The 22,830-nt window shown below is 49.1% G+C and carries 18 protein-coding genes; 7 read left to right on the top strand and 11 right to left on the bottom strand.

The genetic code is table 11. The features are described 5' to 3' along the window. The first annotated feature begins 161 nt into the window (after positions 1–161). From FJ444_RS11710 to FJ444_RS11700, 3 genes are all read left to right on the top strand, one after another. Positions 162–980 (top strand): lipopolysaccharide assembly protein LapB, encoded by an 819-nt coding sequence (locus FJ444_RS11710; protein WP_140958480.1) that lies wholly within the window; start codon positions 162–164, stop codon positions 978–980. A gap of 12 nt (positions 981–992) precedes the next feature. Further along, positions 993–1,286 carry an energy transducer TonB gene (locus tag FJ444_RS11705; RefSeq protein ID WP_140958479.1) on the top strand — a complete coding sequence of 98 codons (294 nt, stop codon included), beginning with the start codon at positions 993–995 and terminating at the stop codon, positions 1,284–1,286. Positions 1,287–1,380: 94 nt separating this feature from the next. Further along, complete coding sequence (locus FJ444_RS11700) at positions 1,381–3,027, top strand: alkaline phosphatase (protein ID WP_140958478.1); 1,647 nt, start codon at positions 1,381–1,383, stop codon at positions 3,025–3,027. Between the two features lie 12 nt (positions 3,028–3,039). Here the strand turns inward: FJ444_RS11700 and FJ444_RS11695 are convergent, their stop codons facing one another. The 8 genes from FJ444_RS11695 to FJ444_RS21655 form a co-directional block, all read right to left on the bottom strand. Continuing rightward, a complete protein-coding gene (locus tag FJ444_RS11695; protein WP_140958477.1) occupies positions 3,040–4,356 on the bottom strand; it encodes a DUF2254 domain-containing protein in 1,317 nt (438 codons plus the stop codon). Positions 4,357–4,488: 132 nt separating this feature from the next. Further along, complete coding sequence (locus FJ444_RS11690; RefSeq protein WP_140958476.1) at positions 4,489–5,223, bottom strand: HugZ family protein; 735 nt, start codon at positions 5,221–5,223, stop codon at positions 4,489–4,491. Positions 5,224–5,264: 41 nt separating this feature from the next. After that, entirely contained in the window at positions 5,265–6,062 is a 798-nt protein-coding gene (locus FJ444_RS11685) for an ATP-binding cassette domain-containing protein (protein WP_140958475.1), read from the bottom strand. Further along, positions 6,055–7,137: an iron ABC transporter permease gene (locus tag FJ444_RS11680; RefSeq protein ID WP_255439142.1), complete on the bottom strand. Its 1,083-nt coding sequence runs from the start codon at positions 7,135–7,137 to the stop codon at positions 6,055–6,057. The genes FJ444_RS11685 and FJ444_RS11680 overlap by 8 nt, the downstream gene beginning before the upstream one ends. Further along, positions 7,130–7,984, bottom strand: coding sequence for a hemin ABC transporter substrate-binding protein (locus FJ444_RS11675; protein ID WP_140958474.1), 855 nt, complete (start codon positions 7,982–7,984; stop codon positions 7,130–7,132). The genes FJ444_RS11680 and FJ444_RS11675 overlap by 8 nt, the downstream gene beginning before the upstream one ends. 57 nt (positions 7,985–8,041) lie before the next feature. Beyond that, positions 8,042–9,148 (bottom strand): HmuY family protein, encoded by a 1,107-nt coding sequence (locus tag FJ444_RS11670; protein ID WP_255439141.1) that lies wholly within the window; start codon positions 9,146–9,148, stop codon positions 8,042–8,044. Between the two features lie 17 nt (positions 9,149–9,165). Then, a complete protein-coding gene (locus tag FJ444_RS11665; protein WP_140958473.1) occupies positions 9,166–11,124 on the bottom strand; it encodes a TonB-dependent siderophore receptor in 1,959 nt (652 codons plus the stop codon). 160 nt (positions 11,125–11,284) lie between these two features. Continuing rightward, a complete protein-coding gene (locus FJ444_RS21655) occupies positions 11,285–11,800 on the bottom strand; it encodes a hypothetical protein (RefSeq protein WP_255439140.1) in 516 nt (171 codons plus the stop codon). Positions 11,801–11,912: 112 nt separating this feature from the next. Between FJ444_RS21655 and FJ444_RS11655 the strand changes: the two genes are divergently transcribed. From FJ444_RS11655 to lysC, 4 genes are all read left to right on the top strand, one after another. After that, positions 11,913–13,082 (top strand): PQQ-dependent sugar dehydrogenase, encoded by a 1,170-nt coding sequence (locus tag FJ444_RS11655; protein WP_181405146.1) that lies wholly within the window; start codon positions 11,913–11,915, stop codon positions 13,080–13,082. A 185-nt stretch (positions 13,083–13,267) separates the two neighbouring features. Continuing rightward, complete coding sequence (gene acnB / locus FJ444_RS11650; RefSeq protein WP_140958471.1) at positions 13,268–15,880, top strand: bifunctional aconitate hydratase 2/2-methylisocitrate dehydratase; 2,613 nt, start codon at positions 13,268–13,270, stop codon at positions 15,878–15,880. 80 nt (positions 15,881–15,960) lie between these two features. Further along, positions 15,961–16,413 carry a DUF192 domain-containing protein gene (locus tag FJ444_RS11645; RefSeq protein ID WP_140958470.1) on the top strand — a complete coding sequence of 151 codons (453 nt, stop codon included), beginning with the start codon at positions 15,961–15,963 and terminating at the stop codon, positions 16,411–16,413. A 34-nt stretch (positions 16,414–16,447) separates the two neighbouring features. Continuing rightward, a complete protein-coding gene (gene lysC / locus FJ444_RS11640; protein ID WP_140958469.1) occupies positions 16,448–17,797 on the top strand; it encodes a lysine-sensitive aspartokinase 3 in 1,350 nt (449 codons plus the stop codon). Between the two features lie 50 nt (positions 17,798–17,847). Here lysC and FJ444_RS11635 read toward each other — a convergent pair whose 3' ends face one another. The 3 genes from FJ444_RS11635 to FJ444_RS11625 form a co-directional block, all read right to left on the bottom strand. Next, positions 17,848–19,527: a diguanylate cyclase gene (locus FJ444_RS11635; RefSeq protein ID WP_140958468.1), complete on the bottom strand. Its 1,680-nt coding sequence runs from the start codon at positions 19,525–19,527 to the stop codon at positions 17,848–17,850. Continuing rightward, the gene (locus FJ444_RS11630) at positions 19,527–21,041 is read right to left on the bottom strand and encodes a bifunctional UDP-sugar hydrolase/5'-nucleotidase (protein WP_140958467.1); all 1,515 of its coding nucleotides are present in this window, start codon (positions 21,039–21,041) and stop codon (positions 19,527–19,529) included. Before FJ444_RS11630 ends, FJ444_RS11635 begins: the two co-directional genes overlap by 1 nt. A gap of 106 nt (positions 21,042–21,147) precedes the next feature. Next, positions 21,148–22,698 (bottom strand): diguanylate cyclase, encoded by a 1,551-nt coding sequence (locus tag FJ444_RS11625; RefSeq protein ID WP_140958466.1) that lies wholly within the window; start codon positions 22,696–22,698, stop codon positions 21,148–21,150. Positions 22,699–22,830 lie beyond the last annotated feature (132 nt).

Genomic DNA, 22,830 nt, shown 5'->3' with positions numbered 1-22,830 from the left:
ACACCTAGAGCGAACCCTTCGGGCAGCGCCTGTGCAACATTTCTACTGCTTCAGCCCAAGTTCATGTAGATGACTACACTTCACTTGCGCTTCATTGTATAAATGTCGCACAGACTGCTGCAAAATCATACAGCAAAGATCAACACGCCCTAGGCAGAAGAATGAAAACACTCAAACAACTCACAATGGGAGTGTGTTTTGGGTTGGCAAGTAGTGTAGTCAACGCGCAAACAGTAACCACATTCAGCGAGGCGTATAACAGTTATACGCAGGCAATCAAGGAAGGTAACGGCGAGCAGGCCGTTACCTTTGCGAATCAGGCATTGTCTTTGGCCAGTGAGACAATCCTCGCCGATGCCGACAACCACTATGCGTTGCAGTATAACCTGGCAAATGCCCTGCGCTTAAACAAGCAATTAAGTGAAGCCGAAAACGCGTACCAGTTGCTCACCAATTATTCTTCGACGACATTTGGTGCATTGCATTTGAAGACATTTTTAGCGCGATTGGAATCCTACGATTTATTGCGCTCGAGTGCGAAAGCGCCGTTTACGACATCCACGTTTGAGCGTGCTGAAAAATTCTACAAAGCCATTCTGAATGATTTAGAAGACGTGCCTGCGACACCTCTCCATGATGCTGCTTTAATTTACTATAGCGCTCTGTCGCCTATTACGCGTTACGGCTCTACACCACTGACATTTTCCAGAACCGATACCCTGGTAGAAAAAGCGCGTGGGTTGGCGAACGAAAGTTGGGGGCCAGACGATGTCAGGACAATTCATTTAAACTTCCTGCAGGGAAAATTGCATTTTGCGCGTGGAGATTACGAACAGGCGAGTGGTTATCTCGAGTCAGTTGCTGAACGTGTTAATGATGCGCTGCTTTACACCCATCCCTGGGCATTAAAAGCGCATGCCATGTTAGTTGAAGCCTATTCAAGAATGGGGGAAGAAGACAAGGCCACCCAGCATTGCTAAATCATTGGCAGAATGACGCCATGGGATGACAATCAGGAGCCCGATCCTATCTATCGTGTTAATCCGGTTTATCCGCGGGACGCTGCTATAGCGCGAAGAGAAGGCTACGTGGTAATTGAATTTGATATAGATGAGCAAGGCTTTGTGCATAGCCCTGATGTACTGGAATATCAGGGGAGCAAGAAATTCATACGCTCAACGCTTGATGCATTAGAGCAATGGCGTTATGCACCAAAGTTTACCGACGGAGAACCGGTAGTCGCGCAAAATATGAAAGTACAAATGGACTTTAAATTAAGCAGATAAAAAATAGCAAAGTGATGAATTCATAGGGATTCATCACTTTGTCACAGACCACAGGCATAGTCGGCGCATCTTGATTTCTCAGTGCGTTAACACTATGACATTTTCCCGCCGTCACTTCATTAAAACTGGTTTGGCAACCGGTATTGCCGCGCCGTTTTTTCATCAGGCATTTGCTAATACAAGCAGTGCATTATTTGATTGTGGTGTCGCCAGCGGCGATCCAACCCATGATGCAGTCATCCTTTGGACACACACTGCCAGGCCTGTAGCACTTGAATGGCAGGTGGCAGAAGATTTGAATTTTGCCCGCGTAGTTAAACAAGGACGGGGAAACACAGTCGATGCGTCAGACTGCACCTTCAAAGTAGACGTAACGGGCCTCAACCCGGGATCGGTTTACTACTACCGGTTTATTGCAGGTAAAGAGCAAAGTGAACCGGGCCGCACGAAAACCCTGCCACAAGGTAATCTTCATTCACTGTCGATAGCGGTGGCCAGTTGTTCGAATTACCCGTTTGGCTATTTTAACGCTTATCACCATATTGCGGCCGATGCGGACATTGATTACGTCGTGCATTTGGGCGATTACATTTACGAGTATGGCCAGGACAGTTGGGGCGATAAAGAAGGTCAGGCATTGAATCGCCGTCATCTGCCTGCGCATGAAATCGTGAGTCTGGCCGACTACCGAATGCGACACCGTCAGTATAAAACCGACAACGGCTCGCGTCTGATGCACGCGGCACATGCATTAATTCCCACCTGGGACGATCACGAATCGGCCAATAATCCTTATATGGATGGGGCGCAAAATCACCAGTCGAATGAGGGAAGCTGGGCGGCAAGACGTGCTGCGTCAATCCAGGCTTATTATGAGTGGATGCCACTACGTGAACCATTGCAAAGTGCGGATAAAGCAAACCTGTGGCGACATTTTAATTTTGGCGATTTGGCTACCCTCACCACGTTAGAAACCCGTCATACCGGGCGTAGCCTGCAAATTGATTATGCTGAACACTTGAAGCAGCTCAATACCGAACAGGCGTTAAGGCACTTTATTGAAACTGTGTTGGGGGATCCCAGCCGCACCATGATAAGTGTTGCCATGGAGCAATTTTTACAAGCGCAGCTATCGGCGTCGGTGAAACAATCGAAGTGGCGTTTAATTGGCAACCAAATTCCTATTGCGCGAACCCATGTCCCCAAGGTTAACGACCTCACACTGCCGGCTGAACTCGCCAAAAACGATGCGGTCGCGGCGCACTTTGCCTACTTTGTGGCGCTGGGTAAACTGGATTTGCCGATTTACCTGGACACCTGGGATGGCTACCCGGTAGCCCGCGAGAAGTTTTATCAGTTATGTCAGTCGGCTAATGCCACGGATTTGATCGTGCTCACTGGCGACAGTCATGCATTCTGGGCAAATCAGCTGTTTGCGGGTGACGGCGATGCCATGGGAGTAGAGTTAGGTACGGCCGGAATTACCTCACCGGGTGATTTTGAAGTATTAGGTACAGGGCTTGCCACTGAGCTGGATAAGCGGGTAGCGAATCACAATCGGGAAATTATCTGGACTGACTGTCAGCACCGGGGATATGTGAAGGTTATACTGAATTCAGATAGCGTAAAAGCACAGTTTATTGCTGTAAACACGATCAGTTCAGAGCATTATCGGGCAAACCTATTACGAGAGTATCGGATAACTAAACAAGGCAAGTCGCTTAGCATGACTTTGGTGTAAACCAGCGGCTTGTTATGTTTGTTTAAACGGTAACATCGCGGTGTCCAGTGCGTATTGATCATTGCTACACAAGGTTAGTGACTGGCTGCTCGCGTAAATGCTTTTCGCGTGCTGGGCAACGGCTGAGCTGGCACTGCCGGTGCAACGTGGAAGCAGGTTGGCTAAGTTTTTTAACAAGTGAATGAGCACGGCAGGTTGCGCGCTGGCAGCCTGTCTTATTTGTGCGTAAGCGGTATCAATTAAACCTTCGAATGTGAATGTCCTGCGCTTCAACCAAACCGCTGTATTTTTGTTTATCAGCGTATTGGCGGGGAATTCGCGTTGGCAAATCAGCACACATGCCGCGGTGAGTTTATCGATACAGGTAATTGCAGTATGGGGATCGTTAATGCCCGGCGACAAGGCCCTTAATGCGATCTCTACCAACTGACTGATCGCGAACTCCGGATCCTGTATGGGGGTGCGTTCACTTCCCAATACGATAGCGCGACACAGGGATGCAAATGTATCTGCCTCAACGGGTTGTCTGCTGTAAACAGTGACCAGACGATCACCGTTTACCACATGATCACCGCTGCGGATGTGAATTTCACAACCAACCACTTTTACGGCAGGTAGCGCCAGGAAGCTGGCATAGTTAATGGTTTGCACGTAACCACTTGAGTCGGCATACAGTTCAACCGCGAAACTGTCATCGTGCCCGGGCCAGCTTTCATTGACTGGCTGCAAATCGGCGTTGGATTCCGGTTTGGGTAACAAGCCGTCCATACTGTTACAAAACCCGGTATAGCAATTCGCGATCACCTGGTCGGCCTGAATGGAGCGGGATACGTGATGAATAAAATACACAATGGTTACGCAGTCTGTGATGGCAAAGAATACCGTTATGCCCGCCAGCAGCGAAATGGCATCCTGGTTATCAGACATAGACGACAGATGGTGTAACGACAGTAAGCAGAATAAAAAGGTAGACACCATGAGCCCCAGCACGGACTGGGTGCTTTTGTCGTTCATAAAGTTGCGAATGAGTCGCGGGCCGAACTGATTTGAGGCCAGGGTAAGGGCAACCAGAGTCATAGAAAAAGCGATACTGGTAAAGGTGATCATTGCACCGGCAACGGTAGACAAAAGCTGCTGAACGTTGTCGGTGGTTACTTCGGGGACCAGTGGTCGCAGCATGTCTGGTAAAAAAGCACGTTCAAAGACCGACAAGCAGGTGTAGCACAAGGCTACACTACACAACATCATCATCACTGGTATAAACCAGTAGCTGGTAGACAACGATTCCCAGAAAACGCGAACGCGTGCAGTGATAATGCTCAACGACACCCTATTTCCCTTTGGCTCACCTTGTGTAATTGCTCACGCTAACATGTTTTTTCCTGTAGCTATACTGTTTACGATGAGTCAAAGTCAAGCGAGGGTGGATTACCCTCGCTTTGTATTTACCGATAGGTGAGATCAGGCCTCAGCAATTGCCTCGCGACAGGCTTTGGTTTGTGCCACCAGCGCCTGACGGACTTCCATTCCGCTGTGGCAGGGGTCGGCAAAGGGAATAAACACAATCTTACCTTCGGCTGACTGATAATGCGCGCCTTCGGAAAATACGCTCAACATAGTCACCTTATTGGTTTTCACGTTGGCGAAATGCGCCAGAATGAGTTGCATGGCTTCCTGATGATCGTCGTTCATGTGGCTGATCATGCCAGCGGTATTCGCTTGCCATTCCTCGGTGTTACTTTGCCAGTACTCCGGATTGATCCAGTGAATTTTGCCGAATCCACCAATAAAACGCACGCGTGCCACACTGATTTTGTAGAAATGAAAATCATGGGTTTGTTGATAAGCCCGCGCTTGTGGAAATAGCTGAAAATACTGTTCTGAACACAAACTGATTGCGGCTTCGTCGGTGAGCTGGCTGGCGTCACCCATTATGGTTACACGGCCATTTGCCTGTGAGTCATCTTCACTGGGATCAAATACAGTCAGACTAACTTTGCTGTCGGCTTTAATATTACGGGTATGTAACGCAATATCGCTGATGTAAATGATTACCTCTCCAGTGTGGGTAATAACAAATGGCACAATGGAGCCAAACGGGTAGCCGGGCATCGATGTCGACTGGGTACTCAGTACGCCGGAGTGCTGGGTACGACAAAGTTGTTTGGCTTCAAACGCGAGCGTTTTCATGGTCATGGGAGTTCCTATTTTTTGTTAAATCACTATACAACACGCCGTTAATGGGTAACCAGAGGCGGTTTACCCGGGCGTTCAATCAGTTCAATTGGGGTGCGATAACAACGTGTTAGCACCGGTTCGGTTAAAACTTGTTGCGGTGTGCCTTGAGCAATACAAATCCCTTCGCCCAAGACCCACATTTGCTGGCAGTATGGCGACACTAAGTTGATGTCATGACTAATGCACAATACCGACAATCCCCGTTTCGCAAGCAAAGAAAGCTGCTCCATCACGCCGCGCTGATGGCGTAAATCCAGTGCTGATGTCGGTTCATCCAGCAGCAGTAATTTGCCATGAAAATCAGGCGTGATATTTAGTGGTTGATGCTCCGGTATGAGCTGCAACACGGCTTTGGCCAGAAATATCCGCTGCCGTTCGCCGCCCGAGAGGCTTTGAATGTCCCGCCCCAGTAAGTGGGTTAATGCAAACCATTCTGCAACGGTTGCTACCCAGGCCGTGCGCAACGTCAGGGGCTCTTTGTAAAGGCTGCGGCCCAATAACAGAATTTCGTCGGTCATGTAGGCAAACGGTGTGTTGGGGTGCTGCTGCATCACTGCACGTTGTTTTGCCATGGCAGACGGAGACCACGCCGATAACGGTTTGTTATGCAGGGTGACCGGCAGGTCGTGATTGCGGATCCCGGTTAAATGAAAAAGCAATGTGGATTTTCCACAGCCATTCTCACCCACAACCGCGGTCATTTCGCCGGGTTTGAGTTGGCCGGTTAAATTGCTGATCAGCGTGCGGTTGCCACGGGAAACCGTTGCATTATGAATGGCTAATACAGGCTCAGTCATCTGTGCGGCCCCGCTGTTGGTAGAGTAAATACAAAAAGAACGGCGCACCCACTGCTGAAGTGATGATCCCAATAGGGATTTCCAGCGGGCTGAATAAACTGCGGGACACACAGTCCGACAGTACTAACAATACGCTGCCCAGAATGCCACTGGCCGGCATCAGATAGCGCTGATCAACACCCACTAAGTTGCGGCAAATGTGCGGAATAACCAAACCAATAAAACCAATGATGCCGCACAACGCGGTTGCCAGTGCTACTGCAAAGGCCACTGTCCAAAGCAGCAGGTTTTTGTAGCGTGTAACGTTAAGCCCCTGATAAGCAGCTTCTTGTTCGCCCAGCGCAAACAGGTTTAATGCCGCGCGACAACGCCAGAACACACAGGCGCTCACCAGCAGGCAACTGCTTAACATTGCCACTTGCAACCAGTTTGCGCCTGCCAGACTGCCCATAGTCCAGTAAGATATTTGCCGTAATGCGTCGTCATCGGCAACGTAGCTGATTGCGCCAATTACGGTGCCCGTTAACGCATTAATGGCAACGCCAGCCAGAATAAGTGTACTCACTGCTACGCCATGAGGACGTTTTGCCATATGCAACACCATCGCTACCGTGAGCAATGCACCGCAAAAAGCGGCGATCACCGTTGCAAACGGCGTGATCGCCGGCCAGTAAAGTGGTAATACTGCCATACTGGTTGCCGCAGCGGCGGCTGTACCGCCGGATATACCAATTAGGCCCGGATCGGCCAATGGGTTTCTTACCAGGCCTTGCATGGCACACCCTGCCATGCCCAGTAATGCACCAACGCAAATGGCCATCAGCGTTCTTGGCAAGCGCAAATCCCACAACACATACCATTGCATTGCAACATTGCGTGCTGCGGTGTCATCTGCCGTAAGGTACTGCCAAATAGCAGACCATTGCCATTGGTAGCTGCCCAGTGACACCGACAGCCAGGCACTGACGGCTACCGCAAGCAATGCGACCGTCAATATCTGTTGTCGACGGGCGTCACGACCAACAATATGCCGGTTAACCTGCATGTCGACGGCTGATGCAGACAGGTTAGTCACGGCGCGCGAGCTCCGTTTTAGCGGTAGCCGTTACAATTTGAGCGAGCGTGTCGGCAATACGTGGCGATAATCCCAGGCTGGTGGCGCTGGACAGTGCGGTTATGGCGCACTGTTTTCCGGCGTTGGTCATGGTGATCGCCGGATGCGCGCATAACGCATCCATCGCCGCCTGATCTGAGCCAAAGTGACTGGCCATAAAAATCACATCCGGATTAGCTTGCATCACACTCTCGTTGCTCATGAGTTTGTACTCATTCAGCGCAGAGGCGATATTTTGCATTCCCAGTGCCGAAAATAATGCATCGGGTAAGGTGTCACTGCCTGCTACCGTAAGCCCCCGGTCGTTATTGGCCACAACATACAAAGCTTTTTTACCCTTAATGGTGGCTACCTCTTCTGAATGCAGCACGGCGTCCACGGCCTGGCTTACCTTTCTGGTAAGTGCTGTGGCGTTCGCCTGCGCGTCTACATCCGTGCCAAGGACGGTGATCAAACTGTACAAGCCGTCGAGGGTGCGGGGTTGGTTATAGGTAATCACAGTAACGCCGGCTGTTTTTAGTTGTTCAAGGGTCGCGTCGGGACCCGTGGCAGCGGCACCCAGCAGATGAGTGGGCTGTTGTGCCAGTACGCCTTCGGTGCTGAGCTGGCGGAAATAGCCCAGCTTAGTGAGTGTTGCTGCCTCATGCGGGTAAAAGCTGGTGCTGTCGGTAGCCACTACGTAGTCACCGCGGTCCAGTGCAAACAGGATTTCGGTTACGCTGGCTCCGGCCGAAACAATGCGCATTGGCTCATTGGCGGAGACATTGCACAGCCAGAGCGAACAAAGAAATATCAGAACACGTTGCATAAATCAGTCTCATCAGGCGCACCTGGCTTGGTGTGTGGCAAGCCAGGTGCTAATGGGTTATTCGGTAATGGCGTCGGCGCGGAAGCTGAAATTACCCGATGTACCCGCGTCATCGTAATAGCTGGTGATTTGGAATTTGTAAGTCACCTCGCCCACCTGGATCAGATAAACACCAAATTGCGAATACAGCAGGTGCGTGGTGCCATCGTAGTAGTACCAGGGCGCAGCGTCGAATGCGTATTCGGTATAGGCATCACTGGTAAAGCCCATATAGGGCGCGGCGGCTGTATCGATCCCAGAATAGGTTTGCCCATCGGTTTTAATTACGGTGGCATCGTCGGCCAGTGTCAGAGAAAAGGCGGCACCACTGTCTCCACAGGTCAGCATGAGATCCCAGTCGTCTGCTGCGGTTGCCGTTGTCTGAGTGTCAAAGTCGATATAGGTATCGTCGGTACAGGCTTCGGTTTGCACTGTCAGCGTTTGCGCCGCGGCAAATTCGCTCTGTCCGTCGAGTACACTCTGGTGGGCTATTTCAAACGTGATTTCGCCAATTTCGCGGCCGGTTGTCTGTATATCGGTCACGCGAAACTTTGTGTAGTTACTGTCGGAAAAAACAATGTAATACACATCATCTGCGGCTGATACTATGTGAGTAGTCATGTCGTAATTGTAAAAACTGGTGCCCACCACAGCCGCGTCTTCATCTGTGGTAAAGGATTCTGCATCCGGCACATCGGCCAGGGTAATCGCAGTGTAATCTTCCAGTTCACTGTCCGCTGTAGCCGCGGTAAACATCTCTGCAATCACATTGCCGTCAGCATCAAAGAAGTCGGCATTATTACCGGTAAAATACAGACTAACCGGGCTGTCCTGAGCCGTATTCAGCCATACCTTGGTGCGGCGAAAGGCAATGTCCCATGTGGTATCAGTCGCCGCTTCTTCATCGGTGAGCTCAACGGTGCTTTGGGTATCCAAATCAAAATACACAGTGGTAGGTTCGCTGGTGGATCCTGTACTGAATGGACCGAAAATCTCGCCCTGTGTGCTGCTCTCTTCTACCGGGGTAGCACTGCCATTGCTACTGCTGCCGCCACAGGCACTTAACAATACTGCCATCGAGGCGGGGATGATCATGGCGGGTAAACGCGCGGTTGAAAACTTCATGGAAACTCCTGCTGTGATTAAAATTGATACTGCGTGCTAAACACCAACTGGCGACTCTCGAGCCCGCGGGCATCGAACAAGCTTTGTTGTGTTTTTGCGGCGTTCTGATGTTGGTCGAATATATTTTCTATGCCCACCTGCCAACTCAGGTGGTCGGAAAACTGATGTTTAAATTGCACATTGGCGGTAATGGCGTGGTCGCGGTATACGCCTGTGTAACTGCTGTCGGGGGATTCGTCGTCACTGGCAACCACATAAAACTGAAGATCGGCATCCCAGGGTAAAATCTGATAGGTAACAGAGGTTTTGAGTAAATGACGCGGGCGTTCTGCCAGGCGCTGCTGAGTGCCGTCTTTGGCATCCAGGTAGCTGTAATTTACCTGCCATTTTGTGTGCGTGCTTTCTGCTGACAATGCAAGATCGAAACCCTGAATAACCGCTTTCTCAACATTGCTGTAAACAAACACATCAACACCCGCCTGTTGAGACAGATCGGCATTGGCGGTGGTAATGATAAAGTCGTCAGCATCGGTGTAATGCAGATTGACATCAGTAGAAAACTGCCAGTCTTCCGCGGCACTGTATTGCCATTTCAGCCCCGCAGACAGGTTGTCGGCGGTTTCCGGCACCAGCTCGTCGTTGCCAATAATCATGTAGCCCAGATTACTGTGGTCAAATATGTAGTAACGCTCTTTGAGGTTGGGCACACGATAGCTTTGCCCGGCTCCAACACGCCATTGAAAGTTGTGCTGTCCGATTGCTTGTTGGTAACTCACACTGCCACGCCAGGCCTGATGCCAGTTAAAGTCGCTGTCGTACTGAATTCGCGATCCCAGTAAAAACTGCATGTGCTGCCAACTGGCATTGATTTGCGCGAACCCCTCAGCCGACTGTCGACTGGCGTCGTCCACTTCCACAACACCCGTTGCCTGGTTGATTTGATCCAATTGGTCCTGATGCAAGGTGACACCGGCAATCCATTCCCAATCGCCCATCAGGATTTTCTGCAATTCCAGTTCCTGCATAGCAATTTGTGTATCGCGCAGGCCGTTAGTATTGCCGCTGATTTCGCTGTGCCCCAATGCCCGTGCGCTGATGTGCCAGTCGTTTGCTTTCGCTATGCGAATATCCTGCTGCCATTGTTCGACGTCTGATTGGTAGCTAAGTAACGAGGATTGTCCGGGTACCGCAGACAGTACCTTGTGTTTGTTTTCCGCAAACCAGCGGGATTTGCTGGAAAAGCGCAGGTCAGAGAATTCCCGGGCTAAGTCAACATGTAAAAAGGTTTTGTCGTTAGACGCGCCGTTTTGCAACACAGTATCGGGATCGTAATCAAACCCCGGATCGTCGATATACTGCACATTAAGGCTGGTTTGCCAATCGTAGAAAGTGTCGGTTGCTTGTAAGCGGTATAGCTGGCCCCAGTTGTCTTCTTCCCTGGCATTGTTCGCGTAACTGTTTGCCTCAAACGTTAAACGCACAAAACCGTCGCTGGGGGCTTCGGTGATAATGTTGATTACACCGCCCATTGCTGAGCTGCCATACAGCACTGAGGCTGCACCGCGTACTATCTCGATTTGCTTTATGTTATTTACGCTTATCTGGTCCAAATCAACCGCTGAACCAGTGGGAGAGATGAGTGGCTGGCCGTCCATCAAAACTAATACGCGATCGGCACTGAATCCTTGTAGCTGAATGTTGTATCCGTCCTTGCGACTTCGGGTTACCACCACGCCCGGCATGATCTCGAGTAATTGCCGCAGTGTGCCTCGTGATAATCGCTCGATAGTGGCCTGCTCAATAATCTCGACATTTACCGGCGATGCATAGAGTGCTTTGGCGCTTCGGGTGCCGGTAACTACAATGGTTTCTGGTGCGTCAGCGGTATTCGCTGTCGCCTGGCCACTGGTTTGAATGAGTAAAGCCATGGCTACCAGTGAGCGGGGCATTGAACGGGACTGTTTGTTAAATGTCATTGGAAATACAAATGATAACGATTATCATTTGATCTTAATCAAACTTTGATTTGTTTGGCAAGCGTTAATCTTAAAAATGCGTTAAACGGTTGAAGTACAGCGATTTTTGATAAAGCGAAAAGGCACCCAAAAGAGGGGGAGTAAAGAGGGTTAGTTAATGTTAAAGCAACGCATTCTGTTTGGGGCGCTGCACAATCCAACGGGCAAGATCCTGACGTAATATACGGTAAAGCTCACCGCCAACCGCGCCAGCGATGGCCTGCCAAACAATACCTGCAACACTGCGTGTACCAGCAATTAACGTTACCTCTAGCAAGGGATGCATAATTGCCAGCATGAGCAACATCGATAACGCACCAGCCAACGGATGCAGCCAGTTGCGTTGTAGCTTTAGCCAGCGGCCTAACTTGCCGCTGATAAATAAGGCTAGCGTGAGGGTGGCAAAGATAGCGCCCCCGAATTTGGGTAATAATCCCCACCAGTCCAGCGCGGTATGCTCAAGCCACACGTTGCCGTTAATGCTTACGCCGAGATCGGTTAGGTTTTGCAGCACAAATTGCGATTGGGAGACACTGGCAATAGTGTAACAAACCAGCCAGGCAACCAGCAGTGCACCCGCTTTGGTAAAGCGGCTGATATTGGTGTCGACTTCAAAAACGGTGGCGTATTCAGACATTCACTACATCTCTGGCTAACCTGAAGGTAAATTCGTACGACTAAGGTATTTAGCGGTATTCAATAATTTCATGGTAAGCTGCGCAATACAAGTTGTAGATCATTATTCAGGCATGAAATCAGGTTTGTTGAACGGTTGGCGGATGTGGGCGGCCAGTTGTTTCTTTACTCTCTCTTCCACGCTGGCGACAGGCGCTACGGCTGAGCCGCCGGTATTGACTGGTAATTACCACCAGACCCAGGTTGCGGGATATTTAACCTTTCCATGGGCTGCGGTTGAAAATCCGCTGGGCGGGTGGTTAATTACCGAGCGTAGCGGCGACATTATAGAATATGATCACGCTGGTCAGCGCCAGGAAATTCCGCTGCAATTCAGCCAGCTGTATGTGGCTGGTCAGGGCGGATTGCTGGATATTAAACTGGCCCACGACTTTACTGAATCGCGCCGGGTCTATTTGAGTTATGCTACGGGTAATGAAAACAAAAACTACCTGACATTTGGCACTGCGGTACTCAACGCCAAAGAACCTGTTGTAACCGACATCTTTACCCTTCCAACCCCAAAGGATACGCCAGTGCATTATGGCGGGCGGTTATTGCAGTTGCCCGACGACACCTGGTTAATGACCAGCGGCGATGGATTTGATTATCGCGAACAGGCGCAGCAGAAAAACAGTTTTTTGGGTAAGGTGCTTCGCTTTACTACGGAGGGCAAACCTGCCGCTGACAATCCGTTTATCCATGGTGAATCACTGGCTGAAAAATACATTTACACCCTTGGCCACCGAAATCCGCAAGGCTTAATACGCGATCCTGAAAGCGGTAAAATCTGGTTGCATGAACACGGCCCGGATGGCGGTGACGAAATTAATTTACTGGTGCCTGGCAATAACTATGGCTGGCCGGTTGTAACGCAAGGTAAAGACTATTCCGGGGCGCGTATATCGCCGTTCTCACATTATGAGGGTATGCAGGATCCAGCGTTAAACTGGACGCCGTCGATTGCGCCCTCTGGGATGACGGTTTATCACAATGATGTGTTTCCGGCATTACAGAATCATCTGTTGGTAACGAGCCTCAAAAATAAAGCGCTGTATGCCGTGTCATTAGACCAAAATCCCATGGCGGCGGTACAAATATTTGCTACTATAAACGAACGTCTTCGCGACGTAATTATTGGCCGCGACGGGGCAATTTACGTATTGACCGACGGGGAGCGGGCCCGGATTATGCGTTTTTCACCATTGCGTCCGGAAAATGTGCCAGAACACAGCTTGCGCTAATGGCCAACAACGATCCAAATTACCGCTGAATCCTGACAATAGGCTGGCTGAATGGCCGCTATAAACTGGCGAAAGCGCATAAAAATTCAAATTTGCAACATAAGCCGTTATAATTCCGGCGTTTTAATAGTCACTTCCTGCCAGGGACCGTCTGAATTTGCAGGAATAACCATGAGGAAAACATCGTGTTAGAAGAATATCGCAAACACGTAGCTGAGCGTGCTGCTGAAGGAATCCCGCCAAAACCGCTGACTGCGGAGCAAGTGGCCGGATTGGTAGAGTTACTGAAAAACCCGCCTGCAGGTGAAGAAGCGTTCTTGTTAGAGTTGATCTCTGAGCGTGTACCTCCTGGTGTGGATGAAGCGGCGTATGTTAAAGCCGGTTTCCTGAGCGCAATCGTGAAGGGCGAAATCAGCTGCGATCTGATCAGCAAAGCGAAAGCCGTCGAGTTACTGGGCAACATGCACGGTGGTTACAACATCGTAACTCTGGTTGAATTATTAGACGACGCCGAACTGGCACCGCTTGCTGCCAAAGAACTGAAGCACACGCTGCTGATGTTTGACGCTTATCATGACGTAGAAGAAAAACACAAAGCAGGCAATACTCACGCTACCGACGTAATCAAGTCCTGGGCAGAAGGTGAGTGGTTCACTTCGCGTAAGCAAATGGACGACAAAATCACTTACACTGTGTTCAAAGTAACCGGTGAAACCAACACAGATGACCTGTCGCCTGCTCCTGATGCATGGTCGCGTCCTGATATCCCTCTGCATGCCCTGGCTGCTTATAAGATGACCCGTGACGGCCTGGAGCCGGAAGAGCACGGCGTAAAAGGCCCAATGAAGCAAATCGAAGATATCAAGTCGAAAGGCTATCCGGTTGCATTCGTGGGTGACGTGGTAGGTACCGGTTCTTCGCGTAAATCTGCAACTAACTCTGTTCTGTGGTTCTTCGGTGAAGATCTGCCAGGCGTGCCTAACAAGCGTGGCGGCGGTGTGTGTATTGGTACTAAAGTGGCACCAATTTTCTTCAACACCATGGAAGATGCCGGTGCGTTGGTATTTGAAGCTGACGTAGACAAAATGAACATGGGTGATGTTATCGACATCTATCCATTTGAAGGCAAAATCACTAACCACGAAACTGGCGAAGTGCTGGCTGAGTTCGACTACAAGTCTAAGGTAATTCTGGACGAAGTACGTGCTGGCGGCCGTATTAACCTGATCATCGGTCGTGGTTTAACTGAGAAAGCCCGTGAAACGCTGGGTCTGGGTTCATCTGACTTGTTCCGCAAACCGGATCAACCAGCTGATACCGGCAAAGGCTATACCCTTGCTCAGAAAATGGTGGGTAAAGCATGTGGCGTTGAGGGTATCCGCCCCGGCACATACTGCGAACCTAAAATGACGACAGTAGGTTCACAGGACACGACTGGTCCTATGACGCGTGACGAATTGAAAGATCTGGCGTGTCTTGGTTTCTCTGCAGACCTGACCATGCAGTCTTTCTGTCACACTGCGGCCTATCCTAAGCCAGTTGATATTGAAACTCAGCACACGCTGCCTGATTTCATTATGAACCGTGGTGGTGTGTCTCTGCGTCCAGGCGACGGTATTATCCACAGCTGGTTAAACCGTATGTTGTTGCCTGACACCGTAGGTACAGGTGGCGACTCACACACCCGTTTCCCTCTGGGTATTTCATTCCCGGCCGGTTCTGGTCTGGTAGCGTTTGCTGCAGCCACTGGCGTTATGCCACTGGATATGCCTGAATCAATTCTGGTTCGCTTTAAAGGCGAGCGTCAGCCTGGAATCACCCTGCGTGACCTGGTACATGCGATTCCGCTGTACGGTATCAAGCAAGGCCTGCTGACTGTAGAGAAGAAAGGTAAGATCAACGCTTTCTCTGGTCGTATCCTTGAAATCGAAGGTCTGGAAGACTTAACTGTAGAACAGGCATTCGAACTGTCTGATGCGTCTGCTGAGCGTTCTGCTGCAGGTTGTACAATCAACCTGTCTGAAGAGTCTATTGCTGAATACCTGCGTTCTAACATCACCATGCTACGCTGGATGATCAACGAAGGTTACGGCGATCCTCGTACCCTTGAGCGTCGTGCTCGTAAGATGGAAGAGTGGCTAGCTAACCCAACACTGATGCGTGCTGATGCTGACGCTGAATACGCAGAAGTGATTGAAATCGACCTGTCTGAAATCAAAGAGCCTATCGTGTGTTGCCCGAACGACCCGGATGATGCCAAAACATTGTCTGACGTTGCCGGCGACAAGGTTGATGAAGTATTCATCGGTTCTTGTATGACTAACATTGGTCACTTCCGTGCGGCAGGTAAACTGCTAGAGCAATACAACAAGACTATCCCGACCCGTCTGTGGATTTCTCCACCGACTAAGATGGATAAAGCGCAGCTGATGGAAGAAGGTTACTACAACATCTACGGTCGCGTTGGTGTACGTACTGAAATGCCAGGCTGTTCACTGTGTATGGGTAACCAGGCACGTGTTGACGCCGGTACTACTGTACTGTCTACCTCTACCCGTAACTTCCCTAACCGATTAGGTGATGGTGCGAATGTATACCTGACCTCTGCTGAGCTGGCTGCAGTAGGCGCGATCATTGGTCGTCTGCCAACCGCTGCTGAGTACATGGAGTATGCCGGTAAGATCGATTCCATGGCGGCTGATGTATACCGCTACCTGAACTTCGATAAGATGGAAAGTTTCAAGAAAGCGGAAGAAGAAGCTAAAGCTAAGATCATTCCAACATTGAATGTTGCCTGAGTTAGCATATAAACTAGAAAGCCGGGCACCGTAAGGGCCCGGCTTTTTTTATGCCGAATTATAAATAACAAGGAAAGACTATGCGTATTCGCAACCGCTTACAAACGGGTATATTACTCGGTATGCTATGCAGCACTTTGGTTTGGTTTTCTGCGTCAGCAGTAACCGAAGTCGAATTTGATTCGGTGCGGGTGCAAATTAATGATATAAAGCTTGAACTGGAATTCGCGCAGCATTTTGAACAACGAGCCCAGGGCTTGATGTTCCGCCAGTCACTGTGCGAGGATTGCGGGATGCTATTCTTATTTGAACCAGAAAAACAAGCAAGTATGTGGATGAAGAATACCTTTATTCCACTGGATGTGGCATTTATCGACAGAAACGGCGTGATCACAGATATAAAAGCGCTGCAACCACATGACTTAACATCTGTGGGGGCATCAGGCGTAGTGAAATATGCGCTAGAAATGAACCAAAACTGGTTTAAACAACACGGCGTTCGTGTTGGCGACCGGTTGCTTGTCAATCCTTAAACTGAGAACTCTCAGCGTAATAACGGAGAAAACCGTGAGTAACGCGTTAACCATTGCAAAATTTGGTGGCACCAGTGTCGCTAATTATGCGGCCATGCAAAACTGCGCCAGAATTGTTGCCGGCAATCCGGCAACCCGCCTTGTTGTTGTAAGTGCAGCAGCCGGCGTCACTAACTATCTGGTGAGCCTTGCGCATACGCCAATGACCCAGCAACAAATCAATGACACCGTACAGAAGGTAGTTGATATTGAACTGGCCATTTTGAATGCACTGAAAGATAAGACTAACGTAGAGCCTAAGTTAAATGAACTACTGGATGAACTGCGTGGCCTGGCTTGTCATGAAGAAATTCTGCATCGCAACGACCTGAAAGACCAGTTGTTATCGATGGGCGAGCGTATGTCATCACTCATGTTTGCTGCTGTGCTGGCAGAGCTGGGTGTGGCCACGCTTAACTTCGACGTTCGCAAAGTGTTGCGTACAGACAGTGAGTTTGGCGAAGCAGCGCCGCAAATTGAGATCATCGAAGAAAACGCGAAGAAGCTGTTACAACCTGAAATTGCAAACGCCATTGTGGTTACTCAGGGCTTTGTGGGCGCCGATGAAGAAGGCCGTACCACTACGCTGGGGCGCGGCGGTTCTGACTTTACCGCAGCACTGCTTGCAGAAGGTCTGGATGCAGACGTATGTGAAATCTGGACTGATGTAACGGGCGTGTACACTACCGACCCGCGAATCACCCCGGCGGCACATCCTCTGCCTGAACTGAGCTTTGAAGAAGCGGCTGAAATGGCCACGTTTGGTGCCAAAGTGCTTCATCCTGCCACCATGGAACCAGCGGTACGTAAGAATATCAAAGTGTTCGTAGGTTCAAGTAAAGAGCCTGAGAAAGGCGGTACCTGGATTGTTCGCGATTGTGATTACGAACCGCCTTTCCGTGCTATTACCCGTCGTAAGGAACAGGTAATGGTAACGGTAAAAACACCCAAAATGATGTATGCACAAGGTTTCCTGCAGCAGGTGTTTGCCATTATTGCAAAACACAAACTGAGTGTGGATTTGGTAACTACATCGGAAATTTCTGTGTCGTTTACCCTGGATAATCCGGCAAACTCAGTGGCACAGCGACTGAATCGTGAAACCATTGCCGAACTTGAAACCATCTGTGACGTAAAAGTTGAAAAAGACTTTGATCTGGTTACCGTGGTGGGCAACCACATGCAAACAAGTAAAGGCGTATCCAGCCGGATTTTTGCGGCGGTGTCCGACTTTAACCTGCGTATGATCTGCTTTGGTGCTAATCCGCACAATATTTCATTCCTGGTGAATGAATCGGACAGTACCGAAATTGTAAAAATACTGCACAGCGAGTTATTTGAATAAAGACATCAGAAAGCCGGTGTGCAGCATTGCGCTCCGGCTTTTGTTTGCGATTATTTAACCGTATCCGCGTCAAACATAATCCATTTGTTCCGCCCCTGGCGTTTTGCCAGATACAAAGACTTATCGGCTTCCTCAAAGGACGGAATGGAATGTTCACCCAGCACATCCTGACTCACTGAAATGCCTATACTGATAGTGATATGATCAGCCACTCCGCTAAAGTCATGTGGGATTTGAGCATCTTTAAAGGCTTGCAATATACCCTCTGCAACGCGAATCGCACCGGTGTCACTGGTATTCGGCAATAAAATTGCAAATTCTTCACCACCGTAGCGTGCCAGAAAATCTGTTTTTCTGGGCAGTTGGGATTTAAGTAAATCGGCTACTTGCTTTAAACACTCATCGCCCTGGCTGTGGCCATAGTTGTCGTTGTATTGTTTGAAGAAGTCTACGTCAAGCAACATTACCGTAAGCGGCCAGCGTTGTCTGGATGCCACGTGAATCTCTTGCAAATAGCGTTCATCCAGCGCCCGTCGGTTAGCGATACCCGTTAGTGCATCGCGCAAACTCAGTTCTTCTAATGATGCCTTTTGATATTCTATGGTTGCTGCAAATTTCTCAAAGCTACTGGCCAGTTCGGCAATCTCGTCTTTACCACCCAACGCAATTTCCTTGCTGTTACCAGCAGCGCGTTGTTGCACCTGGGTTCGCAGTGTTTTTAATCTGCGCACTACCGCGTGGTGGATAAACAGTACAAAACACACATAGGCTAAAAACACGAAAACGAAAATCAAACTGATGTGTTTTACCTGTTGAGATACCAGACGGGAAGTGCTGTGTGCCGTCGCCAGCACGGATTCGTTGAGCTGGTGAGATTCAAATTCATTTAATCGGGCATAATCCGAAATCAGATTGCGTACGAAGTTACCCCGGCCCCTTACCCGGCCCACTATCTTTAATTGTGACTGACGAAGCGCAATTAAACCTGCGGTATCATCCAGAATTATTCTGCGAATTTGAGCACTTATGGCAGTAGCGCTGTCAATTTTACTGGCACTCTGGGCCTTAGACAGACTATCAAGTTCGTCCAGTAAAGTACTTAAATAGCGCTGTTGCTGACGGATCAAACTAAGCTGATCGGTTGTTAATACTTCCGATGAGCGGGCAACAATATTGGCTAACGCCAGGTACCAGGGTTGATTGGCCAGACTGGCAACCGACGCCGAGCTCGTTTCCGTTACATTGCTGTGCAGCGTATAGAGCTTTTCCTGCTGACTGGTAAGCAATACGTTGATCGTTAATTTTTGTTCTACCAGGGAGTTTAGGTCAGCTAATTCACGACGTATCGACTGTAATTGCGCCATCATGTAGGCATTGTCAGTTTGATCCATCACTACATCGTCAAGCGAGATTAATTGCTGATTAATCGCATCGTAAGCAATACGCCGCATAGCATCCGAATTCGCGCTCGACAACCTTTCTGTTACGCTCATCAGCAGGCTCATTTGCGAGTACAGTTCGCCAGAATGCACTACGGTGGGAAGTGATTCACTGGTCATCAGGGTTAACGAGTCTTCAAAGGATTTCAGCTTCGAATAGGTGGTAATGGCCAGTATCAAAATGGCAACAATTAGCGTGACCAGTCCAAAATTAATAATGCTGGTTAATGAATAAAGGTGCTTCTTGTCGGCATCTGCAGCCATTACTTGTAAGGGCGATTGTTTAATCATCAACCATTCCTTCCAATTGACGATATAAACTTTATTCTGCCTGACTTATTAGTGGAAACGGTTTGCTGACGTCGCAAAACACTTATCACAATATCGGCAATGAGCGGCGTAACTTGCTGACTAAACGGCACTTCGCTACCCAATGTCAGCGCTTTATAGCCGTCACCCCCACCGGCTAAAAAGTCAGATGTCGCCAGACTGTAAATCTTAGCGTCTACCAGCACCTGGCCGTTTACTTCTATGTGTTTAATACGCTGGCCCACGGGCGCTGATAAATCTACATTCATGGTAACACCGGAGATATGGGGAAATCGTCCGGCAACCTGTTCAACCTCACTGAATCCGTTTTCCAAAGCGGCTTTTAAATGACGTCCTGCGATGCGCAATACGGTAATGCGGCTGCGAAAGGGCAATTCGGTTGAGATATCTTCACGCGTGAGGACGTGCCCCGGGCTGTAAAGTCGCTCCCCCCGAATGGCACCGCCATTAATCAATGCCACATCGGTATGACTGGCCGAGCGCAAGGCATCACTAATCAGGTTGCCAAAGCCATTTTCACTGGTTCTCACTTCAAAACGTTGTGTGTTCATGCTGGTGGATAATGTTGCGATTTCTTCGCTCAGCAGCACGCTGATCCTGTCGTCATAGGCATTGATTTGTGAATCGACCGCCTTGTTTAAGGGAAACTGGTTTAACGGCAGGGTTGATACTGAAATTTGTTTCTCTGATTGCGCGTCCTGCCATTCAATATTAATAACGGCAGCGGTACCCTGAGACGTTATAAATACGTACCCCGGGTGATCGCTACTGCGCTGGTTATCACTGGTAAGTGTGAAATGCGGATCGGTACGCAATACCAGGTCAACAACGCCCTCCTGCAACAGGGAGTCAATAAAATCGTGTCGGTCAGAGGTCATGAGTACCACTACATCCGCACCTTCATTTTTAAGGAGGTTAACCTGAGCGCGTGTGGCCTGTTCGGGTTCATTAATGTGGAGGCGCTGTAACAGGTATTCTTCTACTACAGAATCGTGAATAACTGACACTATACCTATATTTACGCCGGGCTTCTCAATGATCAGCCGCCGCACAGCACCGTCTATATTGTCGCCGGTGAGTGGGTCTGTAGCATTGCTGAGTACCATAGGAAAAGCAGCTTCATAAGCACGTAACGAAAACTCATCCTCAAAATAGCTAAATTCTCGCTTAGCTACCGCCATGGCGTCGGGTTCCAGGGTATTCAGAATATCGATAATGTGGGCGCCGCGATCAAATGAGGAGAGCATACTCGGCGCAAGACTGCCCCCACCGAACAAAAACGTGGTGCTGGCGTGTTGTTCTCTGGTTTGGTCAAGCAATGTAGCAAGGTTGGCATAGCTGCCAAACGGCTCATTTTTAATCAATGGCAGTTCTGCTGCGTAAACAATGGAAACCTGACGTGATAAGGCATGCGTGCTTGCAGAAAATATCGAGGCAACAAAAATAATCGCCAGGCACAATAGTGGACGGTGCATGCTAACCAAACTCCTTTAACCCCACATGGTAAGGGCAATGTAACACCACTTCCACATTGTCGCGGATAAATGCGATAAGACAAAGCATTTTTGCATAATTATTGGCCTAACGGTTTGATTGATAAGATTCTACGCAATTTCTCCCCGAATCTTTGGCCAGGTACAAGGCCTTATCGGCCTGATCTATTAGCTCTGCGTGATGCAGTGGTATGCCTGCGGGCTTGGTGCTGATTCCAATCGATACCGTCAGCACATGATAAGGTGACATCACATGAGAAATGCCGGTATTGAATATGCGTTTACACAAATTCTCTGCCACCATCAGCGCATCGCTCGCGTCGGTATCCCGCAACACGATTAAAAACTCTTCTCCCCCCATGCGACAAACAAAGTCCGTTGCCGCGTGGGTATTTTGTTTAAGCATGGTGGCAACATCAATCAATGCTTTGTCGCCCTGACTGTGACCATAGTTGTCGTTAAACGACTTAAAATGGTCTACATCGATAAGCAGCATCGACACGGGAATGGTGCTGGTGTTTGCAGCTTCTGCCAGAGTAAGCAGGTGCTGATCAAGATAGCGACGATTGGCGATACCGGTTAACGGATCGGTGTAACTCATATTTTTGAGCTGCTGATTATGCTCAATTAACTCGGCTCTTTGATCTTTAACCAGCTTAAACAGCTTGTCGATATGATTGCCGAGTTTCCCAATGTCATCATAACCCTTTAATTCGATGCTCTTGGTGTAATCCGAAGTAGCCATAACTTCTGCCACAATGTTTAGCATTTTTCTCAAAGGTACCAGTATTTGATGACGAATAAACACGTAAAACAAATACAGCATTAACGATGCGGAAAGTAAGCCAATGAGCAGGGTGATATCAAAAATATCGTGATCAAACGGATATGTGGTTTCATCAAAACTCAACACAAAAAAAGGCTTGTTCCTATAATCATTAAACAGCAAATTAAGTCGGTGCTCATAGGCGTCTCCGTGAAAGGAATCCGGGATAAACGCGTTAACCGTATTCGGAGGGGCATCCTGTGCTGATGGCGTTAAGGTAAGTTGAATAGGTTTCTGCAAGGCCTGACTCAGCAATGACATCCGCTTGTCATTAATATACGACCAGATCAAACTGGTACCGGCAATAATGCCCATCGCGTCGCCGGTTGTAATTGCATGGGATACCACAATGGCGGGTTTTTCATTGATTGTGACTAATCCCCAGCGCGACAGAGGCTCTTCTTCAGCGTCCACGGCGTTAAACAGAAAATGCTGAGTAATGGAGTGACCAGGGGTAGAAAAAACGGGATTGGTGATTACCTGGTAAGGCGGTTCGATACTTTGCCCGGCAATAAGTTGGTGATCACTGGCATAAAAATACCAGCCATTTATATTGAGCTGGCTGAAGGTTTCATGCAAAAAATAGGTTTCTTCGAACCATTGAGCATCGCGCTCTGTAGCGGCCCGGTGCATTTCATCCCACACGGCGTTGTCCAGCGAAATTCCTCTAAGGGTTTCAATCTGCTGGTTAAATGCTTCTTGCAGTCGCAATAAATCGGCCTTATTGGCGTTACCAGCCATTTGTTCAAGCGCTGGCAAAGTCCAGTAGAAGCGGATGAACGCTTGGGTAGCCAGGCTAAAAATCAATGCCATGGCTACTGCTAATAGGAGTTTACTTCGAAGACTCAGACTCACTACATCACACCGTATAAAATCTTACATTAAGCGTAGTCGACAGTGCGGAAAGCTCAACTATTGAGCCTCATCTCACTACGGGAAATACGA

It is taken from the genome of Aestuariibacter sp. GS-14, assembly GCF_006494365.1.
Classification (GTDB): Bacteria; Pseudomonadota; Gammaproteobacteria; order Enterobacterales; family Alteromonadaceae; genus Alteromonas; species Alteromonas mangrovi.
The sequence above is the reverse complement of the archived record's forward strand: the minus strand, read 5'-3'. Positions and strand labels throughout refer to the sequence as shown.

Coding starts and splice junctions, on each gene's coding strand:
- FJ444_RS11700 (WP_140958478.1), top strand. CDS start 1,381: ATGACATTTTCCCGCCGTCACTTCATTAAAACTGGTTTGGCAACCGGT.
- FJ444_RS21655 (WP_255439140.1), bottom strand. CDS start 11,800: ATGTCTGAATACGCCACCGTTTTTGAAGTCGACACCAATATCAGCCGC.
- FJ444_RS11635 (WP_140958468.1), bottom strand. CDS start 19,527: ATGATTAAACAATCGCCCTTACAAGTAATGGCTGCAGATGCCGACAAG.
- FJ444_RS11665 (WP_140958473.1), bottom strand. CDS start 11,124: ATGACATTTAACAAACAGTCCCGTTCAATGCCCCGCTCACTGGTAGCC.
- FJ444_RS11705 (WP_140958479.1), top strand. CDS start 993: ATGACGCCATGGGATGACAATCAGGAGCCCGATCCTATCTATCGTGTT.
- FJ444_RS11685 (WP_140958475.1), bottom strand. CDS start 6,062: ATGACTGAGCCTGTATTAGCCATTCATAATGCAACGGTTTCCCGTGGC.
- FJ444_RS11655 (WP_181405146.1), top strand. CDS start 11,913: ATGAAATCAGGTTTGTTGAACGGTTGGCGGATGTGGGCGGCCAGTTGT.
- FJ444_RS11670 (WP_255439141.1), bottom strand. CDS start 9,148: ATGAAGTTTTCAACCGCGCGTTTACCCGCCATGATCATCCCCGCCTCG.
- FJ444_RS11625 (WP_140958466.1), bottom strand. CDS start 22,698: ATGGCATTGATTTTTAGCCTGGCTACCCAAGCGTTCATCCGCTTCTAC.
- FJ444_RS11645 (WP_140958470.1), top strand. CDS start 15,961: ATGCGTATTCGCAACCGCTTACAAACGGGTATATTACTCGGTATGCTA.
- FJ444_RS11630 (WP_140958467.1), bottom strand. CDS start 21,041: ATGCACCGTCCACTATTGTGCCTGGCGATTATTTTTGTTGCCTCGATA.
- FJ444_RS11675 (WP_140958474.1), bottom strand. CDS start 7,984: ATGCAACGTGTTCTGATATTTCTTTGTTCGCTCTGGCTGTGCAATGTC.
- FJ444_RS11710 (WP_140958480.1), top strand. CDS start 162: ATGAAAACACTCAAACAACTCACAATGGGAGTGTGTTTTGGGTTGGCA.
- FJ444_RS11690 (WP_140958476.1), bottom strand. CDS start 5,223: ATGACCATGAAAACGCTCGCGTTTGAAGCCAAACAACTTTGTCGTACC.